The sequence below is a fragment of the Pseudoprevotella muciniphila genome, assembly GCF_003265305.2.
Taxonomy (GTDB): Bacteria; Bacteroidota; Bacteroidia; order Bacteroidales; family Bacteroidaceae; genus Alloprevotella; species Alloprevotella muciniphila.
This window is the reverse complement of record NZ_CP033459.1, coordinates 1014345-1032914: the sequence shown is the minus strand read 5'-3', so window position 1 is coordinate 1032914 and position 18570 is coordinate 1014345. Positions and strand designations below refer to the sequence as shown.

At 48.3% G+C, this 18570-nt stretch carries 6 protein-coding genes and 3 pseudogenes; all 9 read right to left on the bottom strand.

Translation table 11 applies throughout. The features are described from left to right. Positions 1-80: 80 nt before the first annotated feature. Positions 81-3644, bottom strand: a complete 3564-nt coding sequence (locus C7Y71_RS04235; RefSeq protein WP_111898470.1) for a hypothetical protein — start codon at positions 3642-3644, stop codon at positions 81-83. A gap of 290 nt (positions 3645-3934) precedes the next feature. Further along, positions 3935-4258 (bottom strand): annotated as a pseudogene (locus C7Y71_RS04230) (aquaporin); the annotation flags it as partial. Beyond that, a complete protein-coding gene (locus C7Y71_RS11800) occupies positions 4249-4410 on the bottom strand; it encodes a hypothetical protein (RefSeq protein ID WP_193215967.1) in 162 nt (53 codons plus the stop codon). The pseudogene C7Y71_RS04230 and the gene C7Y71_RS11800, both read right to left, overlap by 10 nt. Positions 4411-4633: 223 nt before the next feature. Then, entirely contained in the window at positions 4634-6283 is a 1650-nt protein-coding gene (locus C7Y71_RS04225) for an ATP-binding protein (RefSeq protein ID WP_111898522.1), read from the bottom strand. A 107-nt stretch (positions 6284-6390) separates the two neighbouring features. Next, positions 6391-7125, bottom strand: a complete 735-nt coding sequence (locus tag C7Y71_RS04220; RefSeq protein WP_146739419.1) for a hypothetical protein — start codon at positions 7123-7125, stop codon at positions 6391-6393. Positions 7126-7332: 207 nt separating this feature from the next. After that, positions 7333-8046 (bottom strand): annotated as a pseudogene (locus C7Y71_RS04215) (MIP family channel protein); the annotation flags it as partial. Between the two features lie 749 nt (positions 8047-8795). Then, positions 8796-10307: pseudogene (locus C7Y71_RS04210) on the bottom strand (sulfatase family protein); the annotation flags it as partial. Between the two features lie 145 nt (positions 10308-10452). Beyond that, the gene (locus C7Y71_RS04205; RefSeq protein ID WP_111898467.1) at positions 10453-13977 is read right to left on the bottom strand and encodes a family 20 glycosylhydrolase; all 3525 of its coding nucleotides are present in this window, start codon (positions 13975-13977) and stop codon (positions 10453-10455) included. A gap of 161 nt (positions 13978-14138) precedes the next feature. Further along, positions 14139-18500, bottom strand: coding sequence for a family 20 glycosylhydrolase (locus C7Y71_RS04200; RefSeq protein WP_193215966.1), 4362 nt, complete (start codon positions 18498-18500; stop codon positions 14139-14141). Positions 18501-18570: the final 70 nt, after the last annotated feature.

Here is an 18570-nt window from a genome sequence, read left to right as displayed (position 1 = left end):
GTCAGGATCTGAATTTATAGACTACCAAAAAATAAAGGTGCAGAATTCTGCACCTTTATTTTTGATTGATAAGTCAGTTATTACTTAACGACTTTCTTACCATCGATGATATAAACGCCCTTCGGCAGGTTGTTGCCGTTAACCTTTACACCACTGAGTGAGTAAGTACCCTTCTTCGTTACGATTACGTCGCCGAGAGTTACTTTTTCTACACCGTCAACGATTGCCTTAACGAGAGGAATGTTAGCGTCACCGGCAGTTGCTGCTTCAGGCATACCTGTGATTACGAAGTAGCCTTCATTTGCAGGTATAACAGCTTCCTTGGCAGCCTCAACGAGCGCCACTTCAGAAGTCTGAGCGTTCTTGCCGATTACATGGGCATTGATGTTGAGTGTCTCAGGTTCCCAAACTGCTGTGAAGCCGTTTTTGCTGAGTTTACCATCGCTATAGTCGTAAACGATAGACGCTGCATCGAAAACAGTGAGGTAAACAGAGAAGTTCTTGGCAATGGCAGTGTCTTCCACTACGATGAACGGAGTGCCGGCAGGAATAATGTCACCAGAAACAGCTTCGAGTTGAACAGCATTATCCTTGATACCCGTAACGGTCATTGCTACAGGATCTGCAGGAGCAGAGATGTCGAATGGCAACAGGTGGATAGTTGCAGGTGTCGGGTGTTCGAGAATCATTGTTGAGTAGAAGTCTGTTACAGGTACGAATTCGAATGCAGAGTTGTCAGTGCCTTTTGCAGTGTTCCATGTAACCATTACAGAGCCGCCAGGCTGAGCATTAGCGAAGTACTTCACAGAGTCATTGTAGAGCGTGATGTTCAGAGCAGCGGGGATTGTGTCAACACGTGCACTGCGCAAGCCGAGTACGTGAGCATCAGCAGTCTGTGCGAGACGACCGCTCAGTTTAACCTGTTCGTTGCTGAGATAGCGGTTTGTTGCGAGGTTGCGGAGGGTGATGCCACCATCCACATTCTTAAGTTCCCAGTATGCATTCAGGCGGTTCAGGATTTCAGTGTCGTTCTGGTAGTTCCACTTCACGTTAGAGTAAGCGTTGTCTGTAGTACCAGTACCATCTGTGCAAACGTATGCGCCCTTGGCAGCGCCAATTGTGCGGCTCTGAATCAGATAAATACCATCTTCTGGAGTAACCACCTTCTTGATGAAAGTTTCAATACTTGATTCCAAGGCAGCCATGTTGGCTGTGTAGGAAGCATAAGTCAGTTTGTCGGCAGCAGCTTCTGCTGTGGAAATGGCAGCGCTGAGTTCGTTTACTGCGCCATCGGGATAGTTACCTACTTCCGAACCTGTCTGTGCAGGAGTGGTCCATGTCTTGGCTGTCTTGATAAGGTCGAGGAGTTTATCCTTGTTGGGATATACTGCCATGTACGCATCGTAAGCAGCCTGTAGTTCGTCGATAGTTGCTTGTGTGGCTTTGCCATTGGCAAGTTCGGCTTCTGCTTTTGCTATAGCATTGTTGAGGTTCTCCTTTGCTGTGGGATCCATGTTTTCATAGATACACTCGGGGTCATAGGTACTTGCGTAAGCACGAAGCTCTGCGAGGTTCCAGTAAACGTAGCCTTGGAATGCACGACCGCCATTGTTGAGATAGCTCTGTACGTTTTTCCTTACAGAAAGGCGAATGTAGCGATAGCCTGAGCCTAAGTCGATTCTGGTAAGACCGGCGCCTTTGATTATAGGAGCACTCGCGCGCTTACATGCTACATTTATATCATTGCCGTTTTCGTCAACGAGTTGCTTGTCGTAGGTGAAGGTATATGTACCGAGGCTGTCCCATTGTGCGCAGGGCACTTCGATTAAAGAGTCAGCATCTTCCTTCGTGAGTTTGGAAGCATCGTTGGTAGCGTACACAACAACTTCGTAAGGAATGTCAGGAGTACCGGCATTTGAACGAGTTGCATACTTCAAGATAACTTCTTCAATGCTTTGACCTAAGTCGATCTGTAGGTAGTGAGGTTCGCTTGCAGGTTTAAGGCTGTTGCCCCATGCGGTGTGGAAGAAGCAGGTGCCGTCTTCAGCACTATTGAATTTACCGTCCAACAGACCGGCGTAAGAACCTTCGCCAAGTTCGCGGGCGTTAGAGCAGAACTGAGAAGCATCGGTTACAAGACCGTCAACGTTTGCGAACGAGCCATCGTCTGTACCGGGAGCAAAGGTGTAGCTCTTGCCGCTGTCGCGAGTGTTTGTTGCGGTGTTGGTCAGCGTAGAGAGCGCATTGTTAAGGTCGTCCTGAATCTTTTGTTGCTGAGTCTCTATGATTTTGTCTTGGAGTGCAGCAATGGTCTCGTCGCTTACGGGAACAAAGTACCAACCGTTTGCTACGGCCTTAGTGTCCCAGTTGATAAGTTGCTTGTTGGTTAAGCCTGTGTGCAAACTGAGATTTTTGGGAGCGTCGATGTTGAAAACTGCCGTGAAGCCGTCGTCTGCTGAGCCTGTAGTTCCGGAAGCCCATGCAAAATAGAACTTGGCAGCCTCGTCGATTTTAGTAGTAAGCGAATAAACTGCGCTGTTTGCTGTAACGTTCTTTAAATATGCGTTGAACGCAAGGTTCTTGATTGTGTAGGTTGTGTCGGACGCATTTTCTACGATCCAGATGTATTTAGGATCTGCATTTTCGCCTGTTACAGTAGCGTCAAAATCCTTAGACCAAAGGGCTAAATCGCCATCTGAATAAGCTGCGTTAATGGCAACAGGGTCGTTAACCAAATCAAAACTTATCTGTGTGGCTGTTTCGCCTGAGCGGGAATTTACGAGGTAGTAGTTACCTGCCTTAGGGAGTTTTGATTCGTCAAGAGTGATGCGACTATTCATCAGGTTGTTGTATGCCTCTTCAAGAGCAGCAGCGCATTGCTTTTGATAGTCTGGTTCGTCTTCATACATGATTTGAGCATCAATAGCATCTTCGTAAGCTGCGGTATATATTTCTATCAGTTGTTGGTCATAACCGCCAACTACACCAACCGGAAGCGAAGCAAGGTTTGTGATGGCATACTTGCTCACTGCCAAGTCAATAATTTGCTGTGCAGTAGGGTCGCCAAAAGCAACCGGATAGGTAAAGATTCGGGTCCAGTTTGCATTACCACCGGCACGCTTCATGTAAACAGTGTTGGTGTTAACGATGTTGTTGGACGCGTCTGAAGTCTTATACCAAAGACCTTTATGGCCTACGAAATCGGCAGCCAGGTTTGCCGGAGAGTTTCCGGGCTCCTCGATAGAAAAACGCATCGCGCTGGCCTTGTCTGAAGTGAAGTCAGGCTGTTTGTTGCCGTCTTCATACACCGTCTGGATGTACTGACCTTTTATATAACTCTTGAGGAGGAATTTGTCCTTCGCAGAGTCATATTCAATGATCCAGGTTGAACCACCATCGCTGTCGAAGGTCGATTCAATCTTTGCATCACCACTAAAGTAGTTGTTGGCGGAACTCGTGTGGTTCTGCAATGCCACATAGCAGGGCTTGCCGTCAGTCTCTGCTTTTGATATTGCCTCCTTGAGGTCCTCAACCGTACTGAAATAGTCCATTCCTACGTTCGGAACGTGCCATTGTGCTAACGCACTGTTTGCTCCGATGATAAACATCGTCAGCAAAGCAAGAAGAGTAAAATTTTTCTTCATGGTCTTTTTGTTTTTTTAGGGTTGATAAATAATTAAATAAAGAATGTATGTTAAGTCTTTTCTGCTGCAGTTTAATAAATTTTACTCATATCAAATGCAACTTTTTTCAAAAAAAAGAATGTTTTAACATTAAAACTCTGTTTTTGCATACGATTTGCAACATGCAGATGTCTTTTTGCTTACTTTTGCGTAGGTGTGTGGTTGATTGAGAAAATCCTGAGAAATTCTATAAAATCTTAGAATTTCCCAGGATTTGTTCTTGTTTTGGCTTTTTCAGCCAACAGGTCGCATCAGTCTTCCTTCGGTGCGATAACCTTCCAGATGAGTGCGCTGAGGATGGCGCCCACGAACGGACCTACGATGAAGATCCAGAGTTGGCAGAGTGCGTCGCCGCCTGCGAAGAGTGCGGGACCGATGGAGCGTGCGGGGTTGACTGACGTGCCGGTGTAGCGGATGCAGACGAGGTGAACGAGTACGAGGCTCAGGCCGATGGCAAGACCTGCGAAGTTGTTCGTTGCACCGTTTGTCTTGCTTGTTGCGCCTAATACGACGAGTACGAATACGCAGGTAAATACGATTTCAGCCAACAGGCCGGCGCATACGCTTACCGTACTTCCTGCCGCTGTTGTCTGCAGTCCTCAGGGTCGAGTTCGGTCAACTTCCTACCGAGCACGGATTCATCGGTATATCCGTCCTTGCCGAAATTGGTACGGAAGCAATATTTGGTAAGCGCATCGGGCGTGCCGAAGCGGTATTTCTCCCACATGCAGTCCTTGGGCTATTAGGTAATTGGACTTTCACCCCAATTTAGCGGACAGCAATAATTGAATTTAACCTGCTCCCGATTTACTGTATCCGGACTCCATCTACACATTAATACTGTTTAATAGAATCACACAACAACTCTTTTAGGTTATAACAGAACTTTTGGAAAAGAAATTTCTATCTGATTATCAATAATTTACAAACATCTTTTATCGTTTTCTTTTTTATTTCTTTTCTTTTCTGCCATCACTCAACTCATATCTACGGTATGTTCTACCTCCAGTGGCGGCTAATTCCTTTCCAACCATCTTATATACAGTGTTTCGCAAGTCTGTCTTCTCAACATCAGGAAGTCTTCCGGCTATCTCAGACATTAAGCTTTGAGGATGCATTTTCAAGTCTTCAATAATCAATGCTTTCAGAGCGTATGGCTCAATATTCTTTAGCGTAGTTTTGACATTGGCCTTAGAATTGGCAATCAGTTTCGGATTAATGAAATAAGTAGTTCCCTTTCCCGTACCACGCTTATTGATAAGTCCAAGATTAAGCAATGGGTCAATATAACTTCTTAGGCGTTCCTCGTTAGAAAGTTGGAGATATGCAGACAATTTGGTTGCTAGCATCTTCGTCTCGTTTGCTATTGCACCGAAGGTGATATATCCCTTTTGAGTTAGCTCATAGTTCTTCAAGGTATAATCCAGAAGAGGCAGAATGTCTGTATTCTGTATTTCAGAATATTGTGTCACTTTGAATTCATTGAAAGAAGATTCAGGTATTGGTGGATGTTTGCCTTCCATTGAGTTTAGTTCATAGATGAGGTCATAGCCAGATCCTTCCCCCTCCATCAGTCCGAGGTCACTCATAATAGCAATGAGATAAGGATTCCTGCGGTGGCGCTGATGCAGCAGATTGTCAACTGTAACACCAAGAGGCAGACCACCGGGGTTCGAAATTTCCAGTCTATCAGGATATACACAAATCATTATATCGCTTGAAATCGTGAAACTCTTATGAGCGAAAGCATTCAGCAGCAACTCTCTTATCACCTTTGGATGGTAATGTCTGATAGTTTTTCGGAACAAGCCATCGGGGAACTCATACGAATATTCGAGTTCAATGGCTTCCTTCTCTATTTCAAGCAGAAGTTCTTTTGGGTTATATTGATTGTCATGCCACTCAATCTTTCTTACCTTGTGCTCCAGTTGGTCATATACAATATATTGCACAGATATGGGGAATGATATTCGTCCCCGTTGTTTTGCGGTGCCAAGCCATAGCACACCAAGGTTGGTCATCGTGCCATTATCCATAAGATTGTAATGCTCAAGGATTTCTATGTCGGACATCTGCTTCACATGACTTTTCACACGGTCAGAATGGCGGATGTCATTAGCAAATCTTGCAACATTCTCATTCGGTATATCCTCCAGCTTATTCCTTGTCAGCAGTAGCTCCCATTGATAGGCACCTTTCTCTATAGACAATCTTTGCAGGTCCTCGTTTCTTACAGGCTCACATTTATCACCTACTCGCATGTATATTTTGCCATCAGAAGTGGTGGCAATAGATTTCAGCGATGGAGCCACATACACTTCAAAGTATTGAGCACCATTCTGATGGATCAGTCGTTCTGATGCTGCAATGCTCACATTGAAACAGAGGCTCCTCAGTCGAGATATGGTATCATTGATTTCTTCATCTTCGACAATCTGATTTGGCAATGGGTCTTTAGTCTCGTCTTCAATGCCCACATATATCGTACCACCCTGTGCGTTTGCCAATGCCACACAAGTTACGGAAAGGTCTTTGAACCCTTTGTCGCCAGAGCGTATCTTTCTAATGCTCTTAAACTCCTTTGTCTGTTTCTCTGTCATACTTTGTACGTTTGTTAATCCGACTTTATATATAACGCTTGTAGCCTGCAAAATATGATTCCTTCGTTTGTAAATTCTACAGAATCTTTTGTTAACCTATTCAGCGATTAGCGTTTTCTTTTGGTTCTCCTATTATCTGACTCCTTTAATGGGTCTGTCTGTACATTGCTTGTTGGCGTTTGCATATTTAAAGGCAACTTAGTGAACATTTGACCAAGTTGTAATTGACTCCTCGCATTCTGATACGCTTCATAATTCCACATCAGATAGGTATCCCACAAACCCAGTTCAATTTCTTTTAGCATGGATTCAATCGTATCTTTTCTCGGATTGCCACGCACATCAAAATTTAAAGGAACATTCACTTGATCTTTAAACACCATTATTGGTTTCAATTCTCCAAGAGAAAACATATTTTCCCAATTGGTAGGGGATGACATTATATTATGAGAAATGTCCAATGTACTTTTCGCAAGTACTTCCGTTACGTATTTCTTGGCAGCATTCCTCAATGCGTATAATGCATAGTTTGCTGTAAAATGCTTGTCTGGATCTAAATAGAATAGATGATCGCAATACCCTTTCCTTACTTGTAAAATAATGTCTTCAATAACATCTTCATCAATCATCGTATCCACAAAATAAACTTTTCGGATATTGAAAGCCTCGTCAGATGGTATTCCTATTGGAATTCCCAATTTATGCAATGCAACCAGTACTGTGCGTTTTTCAACTAACGACAGTGATGTGTTGAAGTCATTCTCTGCATTCCTATATGACTGCTTTGAATACTTCTTTAACACATCCAATGCCTTGATTGCGATTGCGCGAACTTCTTTCATTTTACTTTCTTCTCGCATGTTAAGAAAGCAAGCACCAAAGTAATTACCCACTACCTTTTGTGGCTAATGGGTTGGGTGCAAATATAAGGATTATATTTGATTTGTGTAAGATTTGTTATAAGAAAAACCATGCGGAGCGGAAAATGCTTCGCATGGTTTTTTTTTGTATGTTCTGTTTTAGGCAGTGTTGCCTATAAAAATGTGGTATTAGTCTTCTTTGGGTGCGATGACCTTCCAGATGAGTGCACTGAGTATGGCACCCACGAACGGACCTACGATGAAGATCCAGAGTTGGCAGAGTGCGTCGCCGCCTGCGAAGAGTGCGGGACCGATGGAGCGTGCGGGGTTGACTGACGTGCCGGTGTAGCGGATGCAGACGAGGTGAACGAGTACGAGGCTCAGGCCGATGGCGAGACCTGCGAAGTTGTTCGTTGCACCGTTTGTCTTGCTTGTTGCGCCTAATACAACGAGTACGAATACGCAGGTAAATACGATTTCAGCCAACAGGCCGGCGCATACGCTTACCGTACTTCCTGCCGCTGTTGTTTGCAGTCCGTTAGCGCCGAGTCCGTTGCCTTCAAGTCCTGTTCCGGCATTGCTGAGGCCGTAGAGGATGGCTGCGCCGATGATGGCACCGATAACCTGGAAGAGCATATACATCAGTGCGTCCTTAGTGCTCATGCGCTTTGAGAGCCATACACCGAGTGTGATGGCGGGGTTGATGTGGCAACCGGATATGCCACCGATGGTGTATGCCATCGCCACTACGCTGAGACCGAAAGCAAGTGCCGTGCCGATAACTGTGCCGGCATTAGCCACTGTGCTGCAATCAGAGGTACAATTCAGACTGACTGCAACGCCGCAGCCCATCAATACGAGCACCATGGTGCCCACCATTTCTGCAAGATACTTTTTCATGTTTCTTTGTTTTTTTTTGTTTGTTTTGTTTGTTTATGTGGCGGGGTGGGGCAACTTATTGTTTTGCTCTATGCCCCGTCGTTAGTATGTTATTTTGTTGTGTTGGTTATGAATGTGCCAGTGCTGGTTTTTACTACAACGGGTTCGTTGGTTGCCACGTTTTTCGGTGCTACTTGCTTTCCGCTAAGGTTGAACACGGCTGGGCGTTCACCTGTTTCGGCAATTTGCCATTTATTTCCTACGACTATGAGGCGTTGCTGCTTGGGTGCAGTGGTTTTTACCTCGGAGATGCCTGTGGGTGGTGTTATTTCCACGTCGAAGAGTTCGGCAGCATATCGGCATCCCACGTCGGTGGTGTTGGTGCCGTCGCCCCAGTTCAGTACGGGGTAGTTTGGTCCGTTCACACTTTGGTTGAACTCTGATGTGCCGTTAGCGAAGACATAGAGGCAGTTCATGATGCCGTTTGTTGTGATTTGCCATCCTGTGGCAGGTTTTGTGCGCGAGGTTTGCAGCGGGTTGGCAGGTCTTACGGGTGTTGAGGGCACGACATAGCTGTTGTATTTTCGGTTGATGATGTCGAATGTGCCGTCGCCTCGGTCAACGAATTTCCATTGTTCGCTTTCGTCGGTGGAGGGTGTGAGTGTTCCAGTGAGTTGTGCTGCCACTCCTGTCGCTCTTGCATAGCGTGGTCCGCGTGCAGGTGTGTAGAGGCGGTACCAGAACACGGTGTCGGCTGTTGAGAGCCATGGACGGCGAATCTTTGCTAAAAGTGTTTCCATCTCAGCGGCTTTCGCTGCGTTTGATGAGTAAAGGTTGTTGTCCTCGTGTATGTCTGTGGAGAGGTTGTAGAGTTGTGGTGTGCTGAGGTAGCCAGTTTCGGTTCTTGGTCCGTTCTGTATGGCTGCTCCGTTGCTTGGCTCAATGTATTTCCATTCGTTTTTGCGGAGTGTAAGCGTGCGGTTCTGTGCCATGCAGAGCACGTAGTCGCGCGGTGTTTCGTTGCGTCCTAACCATGTGTCGAGTTGGTTTTGGCTGTCGGCAGCCTTTGCTACGGGTATTTCCGCTCCCACGAGTGCTGCCATGGAGCCGATGAGGTCGATTTGTGCAGTGAGTGCATTGCTCACTTTTCCGCTTTCGGCACCGTTAGCCCAACTTACGATGAATGGCACAGTGGTTCCTGCTTCAAGGGCACTATATTTTGCGCCGCGGAAATCGCCAGCCGGTTTGTGCGAGCCAGCCAATGCCACGGCTTGGTCCTGATAGCCATCATCGAGCACGGGTCCGTTGTCGCTCGTGATGATGAGCAGCGTGTTTTCTGCCAAACCTAATCGCTGCAAAGCATCTGCCAGAAGTCCTATTGAATAGTCGAACTGCAGAATGGCTTCGCCGCGAAGTCCCATAGGGCTCTTGCCGCGAAAGCGTTCGTGGGGGTAGCGTGGCACGTGCACATCGTTCGTTCCGAGGTACATGAAGAAAGGCGCGTCCTTATGCTCCTCAATGTATTTGATGGCGTGAGCCATAATGGAGTCGGCAATATCTTCATCGCGCCAGAGTGCTTTGCCGCCACCTTTCATGTAGCCGATACGTCCTATGCCGTTGACGATGCTATTGTTGTGTCCGTGGCTTGATTTGAGTTTTGTGAGGAGTTCGGGGTTGGCTGCTCCTGTTGGTTCTCCTGCGAAGTTGCTTGAATAGCTCACTTGTATGGGTGCTGATGGGTCGAAATTTGCTATTTTGCCGTCTTCAATGAACACGCAGGGCACGCGGTCGGCTGTGGCAGCCATGACGTAACTATAGTCGAAACCGAGGTCGTTTACACCGACATCGAGTTTTGTGTTCCATGTCTGCTCGCCCGTCTTGCTGCCCAGTCCGAGGTGCCATTTACCGATGGCGGCAGTTTGATAACCCACACTTTTGAACATATCGGCAATGGTGTATTGCTCCGGTCGGATTATCATTTGTGCGTCGCCTGTGGCAATGCCCGTGTCAGTGCGCCGGAAGCAGTATTCGCCTGTGAGCAGCGAGTAGCGCGACGGGGTGGAGGTGGATGCTGCCGCATGGCAGTCGGTGAAGCGTATGCCGCTTTGTGCTATGCTGTCGATGCAGGGTGTGGACACGCGTGTGGCACCATAGCAAGAGATGTCACCGTAGCCCAAGTCGTCGGCTACAAGCAGGATGACGTTCGGGCGTGCGGACGTCTGTGCCAAAGCAGGCAAGCCTGAAGCAACTGAAAGGGCTGAAAGGAATATATCTCTTTTTCTCATTTTCTCATTGTTATTTACACAGGATTTTGTTATGAAGGCGACGCGGCTATGTCTTTCTGTTTTTTTGAGTACAGACAAGAACCTTTAATCGCCGTGATGCAGACAGGTGCTGTTTGATCCGTTGTTTTCAGGTATGTTTCAGCCCCTATCTGATAAGTACTTTTCTGGTTATTCCTTTTTCACGTACGATGTTCACACCTTGCTGTGGTTGAGGTATTTGGCGTCCATCGATGGAGAAATAGGCGGGTTGAGTTGAAGCACCGTCGATGAGGGCTTCGATGAGCGTTGCAATGCTCTCAACAGCCACTATTTTGTATTTACATCCCGTGTCGCTGGTATTAGTGCCATCGCCCCAGTTGTAAATCTTATAGCCAAGACCACCATTTGTTTGGTTCAGTTGTGCCTCGCCACTTGTAATGATGAAGTAGCCACTTTCGTTAGCGGGTTTGAGTGTCCAACCAGCACCGGGCGATGTGGCTGAGGTCGTTACTTGAGTGTTGTGTGCGGCAGAGGGCGAAACGTAACTATTGTCGGCGATGTTGACAATATCGAGTGTGCCATCATTGCGCAATAGGAATTTCCATTTTTGGGAGTAGTTGCCTGAGGCAGTAGTACCCATCAGTCCGCTACCTACTCCTTGCGAAGTGAGGTATTTGCTGTCGCGTAGGGGAGTGTTCATCGAGTAGATGAAGATGCTGTCGGCAGTACTCACTTTTGGCATGTTTAAGCCGTTCTCTTTGAAGTAGGTGAAGGCTTCATCTATGCTTGTAATCATATCTGCATAGTCGGTGGCACCATTGTTCAGCGCGTCGCGGATGCTGTTGAGGGTGTTTTTCAGTTTTGTGGCTTCAGCAGGTGAATAGTATCCCAGTTCTTCGCTGATGTCGAAAGTGGCAAGTGCTTCTTCTACTTCCGCTATGCGTTTTTCCACATTGAGGCCCGAAATCTCTGTAGTTACGATGTCAACCAGTTCTACGCGGTATTTGCAGCCGGTGTCGGACGTGTTGGTGCCGTTGCCCCAGTTGTAAACCCTATAGCCGAGGGTGGAGTTGTTCGTTTGGTTGAATTCCACTGTGCCGTTAGTTATGATGACAAATCCTGTTTCGTCGGCAGGTTTGAGTGTCCAGCCGCTTGAGGGCTGAGATGTTGTCGTGGTCAGTGCGGTGTTGTAGCTACTGTTGGGTGAAACGTATGTACCGTCGCTGTTGATAATGTCGTATGTGCCGTCGGTGCGTTTGCGAAAGTACCATTTTGAAGCCTCAGAAGCACTCGTGTTGCCCACCATGGCATTGCCGGCACCTTGCGAAGTGGCATAGCGGTTTTCGCGCAGGGGGGTGTGCAGGTAGTAGTAAAATGTGGTGTCGCTGTTCGATGCCTTCGGTTGCATGATTTGTTGGTAACTTTTGTATGCGGTTTTGAAGGCTTCTATGGCTGCATTCACTTGCGCCACTTGCTCTGCGCGCCGCTCCTCGCCAAGTTCTTCCGTGAGTGTGGACTCCACTTCTGCAATCACGGCATCGAGCGCCGCTGCCGCTTCAGTGGGGTAGAAACCCGGGTCGATGCCAACGATGCTGTTGCGTGTGTTTCGGGCATCAGTCAATGCTGCGGCAAGGAGTTGTGCCGCCTCTTCCAGATACTGTCCTGGCGAATAGGTCAGTCCGTCTATGGCAGTCGTTCCTGTGGGGTCGGTCAGCACGAATGTGAATAGCCATTTCTTCAGGCGCTGTGTGCCGTCGGGGTTGTAGGGCAGTTTGATGAATACTTTGTTCCACCCCTGGTTCAGGTTGACGAGGATGGGACTGCGTGCGGGGAAATTTTCGTTCTTCAGGTCCACTTCCCTGCCTATGTTCACACCGGTATTGTTCCAAACTGGAGGTGCAATGCGTGTGCCGTTGAGCCAGATGTCTGATCCGTAGCGGTCCCACTTGCCTGCTTCGGGTGCGCGGTCGGTTTCGGAGCGGCCATAGTTGTAGAACTCTATCTGTGCGCCTACTTGTTGCGCCACGGGCGAGTAAACGTAAGTCCAGGCGTATGCCGTCTGATTGGTTGAAGGCACAGTGTTGCCGTAGAATGTGGGCACTGTGTTGTTGCCCCATGTGTGGTTCAGGTAGATGCCTGCGCCGGTTGCCATGGCAGAGTTGTAGGTCGTGCCCTGATAGGTGAACGTCTCTGGCAGTATGTCTCCCTGATAGGTTTCTGGTGGGAATTTTGCTGATGCATTACCTCCATTGGGGAATGGATCTGTGATGCGCCATCGCACATTGGTCTGCTTGACGTAAGGAATGGGGCATGTGCTGAGCGAATGGGCCTTGTGGAAGAGGAAGCGGTTCTCGAAGTCCTTGAATTCTTCGTATTCTTCGCCGTTGTTGGGCAGTGTGGTGCCGCCCTTTTCCACGTATTGCTTACCACCGCCGCGCCAAGCGCGCCAACCTGTGGCTATTGTTACGGCATATACGTTGTTCTGTGCGATGATGTCGTCCTGTGTAGGTGTTTTGCGGTCGTTCCAGGGTGCACTGATGAATCCGGCTGCTTCTGTGGTGCCGCGCTGCTGATAGTAGATGTTGCTCTTGAACATACCCACGAGGTCGGCGAACACGTCGAAGTGGTTGGTGTAGTTGTAGCGGCAGTCGATGTTAGGTATGCCCGATATTGCCGAACCCGATGATGCCCACATCTGTGTCATGTCGCAGTAGGACGAACTCGGCGGTCCGCTCAAGAGGCGGTTCCAGCAGATGACTTTCTTTCCCTTGTTTTTGATTACCTGTGACATTATGCTCAGGAAGTTCGAATAAGTTATCTGCACTTCATCGCCACCGATGTGGATGTAAGGAGCATTCTTGAATACGCCGCATGCCTCTTCAAGCACGGTTTTCAGTACAGCCACTCCCTGGTCGGTCTGCATGCTGAAACCCATGGCGCGGGTGAAGGCTTCGCTGTGGCCCGGCATGTCGATTTCAGGAATGATTGTTACGCCATAGAGCGCCGCGATGGAGTCGATGTAGCGGCACTGTTCCTGTGTGTAGTATTTTCCTGCAAATCGCGCCATCGAACTGCTCGACGTGAGTTGCGGATAAGCTTTCACCTCAAAGCGCCAGGCTTGATTCTCTGTGAAGTGCCAGTGGAACACGTTGATTTTGAAACGCGACATCAGACGGATTTCTTTCTCTATCTCATCAATGGTAACGAAAGATCGTCCCACGTCGTGCATCCATCCGCGTACTTTGAAGGCAGGATAGTCGGTGATTTCCACGGCTTCGATGGCGGCTGTGCCATCATAGCCCTCTGCCAGTTGTTGCAGGGTCTGTGCAGCACGGATAACGCCCACCTTGGTCGTGGCCTGAATTTGTATGTTGTTTTCCGACACACTCAGTTTGTAGCCCTCATCGGGGAATTCGGCTACATTGTGGTTGAACGTGCCGAGCGAGCGCATCATGACTACCTCCACCTTGGCAGAAGCACTGTTGCTGATGGTACAGCCGTTGTCGAGAAACACCTGCTTGAGCAGCCAAGTGTTGTTGGCATCGGTAATGCTTACCGCTCTGCCTAATTGGAAAGGAGAGGCAGACTCGTTAGTTGTAATCTTTTGGGGCATGGGCAGCAAATGACTCACCTTTGCACCAGCGGTCATAAAACCGCATAGAAAACTAATAAGAAGAAGTAGTCTTTTCATGGTTAAATAGCAATGTTGTATATTTAAATTGCAAAGATAACATATTCTGACGTTAAGCCCAAAATACATGGGTATATTTCAAACAACGTTCAGGGGCATACATGACAGAAACCCGCGGAAAATTGCCGCGGGCTTCTTGATTCGTGTGTAATCTTGGAAGATTATTTTACGAGTACTTTCTTGCCATTGACTATATAGATGCCAACAGTTGCACGTTTGCTGTTGACCTTGCGCCCTTGGAGATCATAGATGATGTCGCTATCAGAGTTAATGCCCTCCAATCTCAGAGCATCAATCCACGTGATGCTTCCATCGCCTTCGTCGAAACCAAACTTCGGAGTGCCTGTCCCACTATAAATGTAGTAGGCTTTGTTGGCAGGAATGTATGCTGTGCTACAGCGACCGAAAGACAATGTTTTACCGCCGTCAAGCGAAGTCAGTACGTAGGTATTTGCAGCATCGGTAATGGTCTTGTTGACGTATGTTCCCAAGAGGCAATTGTCAGAAAGAGGTGATCCTTCACCGCCTACACCGAGGGTGAGGGTCGTGGAAGCATTCACATCTCTCAAGATGACAGGTGTGGCTGCAGGAATGACGTTGTTGTCAATTCTTCGTGCTACGATATTGCTTGTGTTGAGTTGCGTCACTTTGTAGAAGTTGACGAGATGGTTTTCGACATCTTCCTGATTCAGCGTTACACTGAAAGGCACGTAGAGTGTGCCATACGATGCGCCATTCACCACGTTCATGCCAATTTTAATGCTGTTAGCGGGAACAATGTACCAATGGGATGCTCCGGCTGTTCCGTTCCAACCTACAACCTGTGAATAATTGTTGTCGTGCAGGTATCCCTTGTCGTCAACGTTGGTCTGTGTGCAAAGGGTGAAAACGGCAGGTGAATAGGTTTCGACCACAATCGGTGCTGCATCGGCAGCGTTTGCCGAGAGGGTTTCTCTTGTACCTTGGTTCTTACCCGACATCTTTTGTACTGGTGTCAGATAGAGTCCGTCCATCGTTACAGTCCAAGTGTCGTCCCCGTTGTCCGTAAATATGAGAATGGTGCTTAAGTTGCCTGTTGGGTCGGTAGTGTTGATGATTGAACCGGTGCTGCTGCCGTCGTTTGCCATATTGAGCGCCATCCAGTGGTTGTTGTAGTTGGCATTCAGCAGGCGGTATGGCTTACCGCTCTCAATCTTGATTGTAGCATCATCGATGTTAGCAGCGAGGTTCGCATACTGTGCGGGGGTACATGCCACTGCATATTCATCGTATGTGGCTTTGAGCGAAAGGCTGTCTGCGTATGACAGTGTGCCAACGTATCCGTTTGTAGGTATTGTGAAATATCCGGCAAGGTTCGTTGAGACAGTATCGGCATAGTTGTCTACTGGCTCGAATATCCAGCCATATCCCCAATGGGCTTTAGTAATGATATTGTTTGCCCAAGCAGTTGGGTTGGAGTACCAACTATATGAACGGTCAGTGGTGTTAATCATCACGCCGCCATCGCCTTCAATAAATAACCATTTGTATTCGTTGTTGCCTAACTTGAGGTTTTGGTCTGCCGCATTGTTGTCAATGTAAATCTTTTGGTTGGTTCCTACGTTGACCACCTGAACCTTTGCGCTATCCGGATCATAAACCAATCGCCAGAGATAGTTGCGGTTTTCTGCCACCTTCGTTCCTGGCGAAACTACACCATTGTTGGCATACAAGTAAGTTCTGTTGCCCCAACCTGAATAACTGTTGTGAATATAATATAGTTTGGAAGGATCAATGGTAACAACCCCCTCATAGTTGGTTCCTGTGGTAACGATATCGACAAGTTCCACGCGGTATTTACAGCCCGTGTCTGTTGTGTTCGTACCATTGCCCCAGTTGTAAATATTATAGCCGAGACCGGAGTTGTTTGTTTGATTGAACTCTGCCGTGCCATTGGTAATGATGACAAATCCGGTTTCGCCGGTTGGTTGAAGTGTCCATCCGCTTGATGGTTGGGTGCTTGTTGTGGTCAGTGCGGTGTTATTGCTGCTGTTCGGAGAAACGTATGATCCGTCGTTGTTGACGATGTCATACGTGCCGTCTGAGCGACGCATGAAGTACCATTTCGAAGCGTCGGATGCACTCGTGTTACCCACCATGGCATTGCCGGTACCTTGTGATGTGGCATAGCGGTTTCCACGTTGGGGAGTGCGCAGGTAATAATAGTATATCGTATCTCTGTTAGATGCCTTCGGCTGTATAATCTGTTGATAGTTCTTATAGGAAGCCACGAAGGCTTCCACAGCAGCATTCATTTGGGCGATTTGCTGGGCACGCGTTTCTTCGCCGAGTTGTTGTGTAAGAGTGGCTTCCACTTCTGCAATCACTGCATCGAGCGCCGCTGCTGCTTCAGCGGGATAGAAACCGGGATCGACGCCTACAATGCTGTTGCGTGTGCTCTTGGCATCAGCCACTGCTGCCGCAAGGATTTGCGCCGTCTCTTCCGGATATTTTTCCGGCGAATAGGTCAGTCCGTCTATGGCAGTCGTTCCTGTGGGGTCGGTCAGCACGAATGTGAATAGCCATTTCTTCAGTCGTTGTGTGCCGTCGGGGTTGTAGGGCAGTTTGATAAGCACTTTGTTCCACCCTTGGTTCAGGTTGACGAGGATGGGACTGCGTGCGGGGAAATTTTCGTTCTTCAGGTCTACTTCCCTGCCGATGTTCACACCGGTATTGTTCCAAACTGGAGGTGCTATGCGTGTGCCGTTGAGCCAGATGTCTGACCCGTAGCGGTCCCACTTACCTGCTTCGGGTGCGCGGTCGGTTTCGGAGCGTCCGTAGTTGTAGAATTCGATTTGTGCGCCTACCTGTTGCGCCTCGGGCGAGTATACGTAAGTCCAGGCGTATGCCGTCTGATTGGTTGAAGGCACAGTGTTGCCGTAGAATGTGGGCACTGTGTTGTTGCCCCATGTGTGGTTCAGGTAGATGCCTGCACCGGTTGCCATGGCAGAGTTGTAGGTCGTGCCCTGATAGCTGAACGACTCGGGGAGGATGTCGCTTTGGTCGGTCTCGGGCGGGAACTTTGCCGATGCACTGCCGCCATTGGGGAATGGATCGGTGATGCGCCATCGCACATTGGTCTGCTTGACGTAAGGAATGGGGCATGTGCTGAGCGAATGGGCCTTGTGGAAGAGGAAGCGGTTCTCGAAGTCCTTGAATTCTTCGTATTCTTCTCCGCTGTTTGGCAGTGTGGTGCCGCCCTTTTCCACGTATTGCTTACCACCGCCGCGCCAAGCGCGCCAACCTGTGGCTATTGTTACGGCATATACGTTGTTCTGTGCGATGATGTCGTCCTGTGTAGGTGTCTTGCGGTCGTTCCAGGGGGCACTGATGAAACCTGCTGCTTCTGTAGTGCCGCGCTGCTGATAGTAGATGTTGCTCTTGAACATACCCACGAGGTCGGCGAACACGTCGAAGTGGTTGGTGTAGTTGTATCGGCAGTCGATGTTTGGAATTCCTGAAACAGCCCTTCCTGACGAGGCCCACATCTGTGTCATGTCGCAGTAGGACGAACTTGGCGCACCGCTCACGAGGCGGTTCCAGCAAATCACTTTCTTGCCCTTATTGTGAATGACCTGTGCCATTGTGCTCAGGAAGTTGGAATAGGTGATTGTTACTTCATCGCCGCCGATGTGGATATAAGGCGCATTTTTGAATACTTCGCAGGCTTCGGTAAGCACAGTTTTTAGCACTGCCACACCTTGATCGGTCTGCATGTTGAAGCCCATAGCGCGCGTGAAGGCTTCGCTATGGCCTGGCATATCAATCTCGGGGATGATAGTTACACCATAGAGCGCAGCGATGGAGTCGATGTAGCGGCACTCTTCTTGTGTGTAGTAAAGACCTGGAAAACGTGTCATCGAACTGCTCGACGTGAGTTGCGGATAGGCTTTCACCTCAAAGCGCCATGCTTGATTCTCTGTGAAGTGCCAGTGGAACACGTTGATTTTGAAACGTGACATCAGACGGATTTCTTTCTCGATTTCATCGACACTAACGAATGATCGTCCCACGTCGTGCATCCAACCTCGCACCTTGAAAGCGGGGTAGTCGGTGATTTCTACGGCTTCGATGGCTGCAGTGCCTTCATAGCCTTCAGCCAGTTGCTGCAAGGTCTGTGCAGCACGGATAACGCCCACCTTGGTCGTGGCCTGAATTTGTATGTTGTTTTCCGACACACTCAGTTTGTAGCCCTCATCGGGGAATTCGGCTACATTGTGGTTGAACGTGCCGAGCGATTGCATCATCACTACCTCTACATTGGCAGAGGCACTGTTGCTGATGGTACAGCCGTTGTCGAGGAATACCTGCTTGAGGAGCCAAGTGTTGTTGGTATCGGTAATACTTACCGCTCTGCCTAATTGGAAAGGAGAGGCAGACTCGTTTGTTGTAATTTCTTGGGGTATAGGGAGCAGATGAATTACCTTTGCTCCTGCGGTCATGCAACCGCACAAAATACCGATAAAAATAAGCAGTCTCTTCATGGAAAATATAACAATATATGTCTGTTGGCAAAGATAACGCTTCTTGAACATAAAATGAAATTACAGACAT

Excerpts from the sequence above, each read along its gene's own strand:
- C7Y71_RS04205 (WP_111898467.1), bottom strand. The coding sequence starts at position 13,977 with ATGAAAAGACTACTTCTTCTTATTAGTTTTCTATGCGGTTTTATGACC.
- C7Y71_RS04225 (WP_111898522.1), bottom strand. The coding sequence starts at position 6,283 with ATGACAGAGAAACAGACAAAGGAGTTTAAGAGCATTAGAAAGATACGC.
- C7Y71_RS04235 (WP_111898470.1), bottom strand. The coding sequence starts at position 3,644 with ATGAAGAAAAATTTTACTCTTCTTGCTTTGCTGACGATGTTTATCATC.
- C7Y71_RS11800 (WP_193215967.1), bottom strand. The coding sequence starts at position 4,410 with ATGTGGGAGAAATACCGCTTCGGCACGCCCGATGCGCTTACCAAATAT.
- C7Y71_RS04220 (WP_146739419.1), bottom strand. The coding sequence starts at position 7,125 with ATGAAAGAAGTTCGCGCAATCGCAATCAAGGCATTGGATGTGTTAAAG.
- C7Y71_RS04200 (WP_193215966.1), bottom strand. The coding sequence starts at position 18,500 with ATGAAGAGACTGCTTATTTTTATCGGTATTTTGTGCGGTTGCATGACC.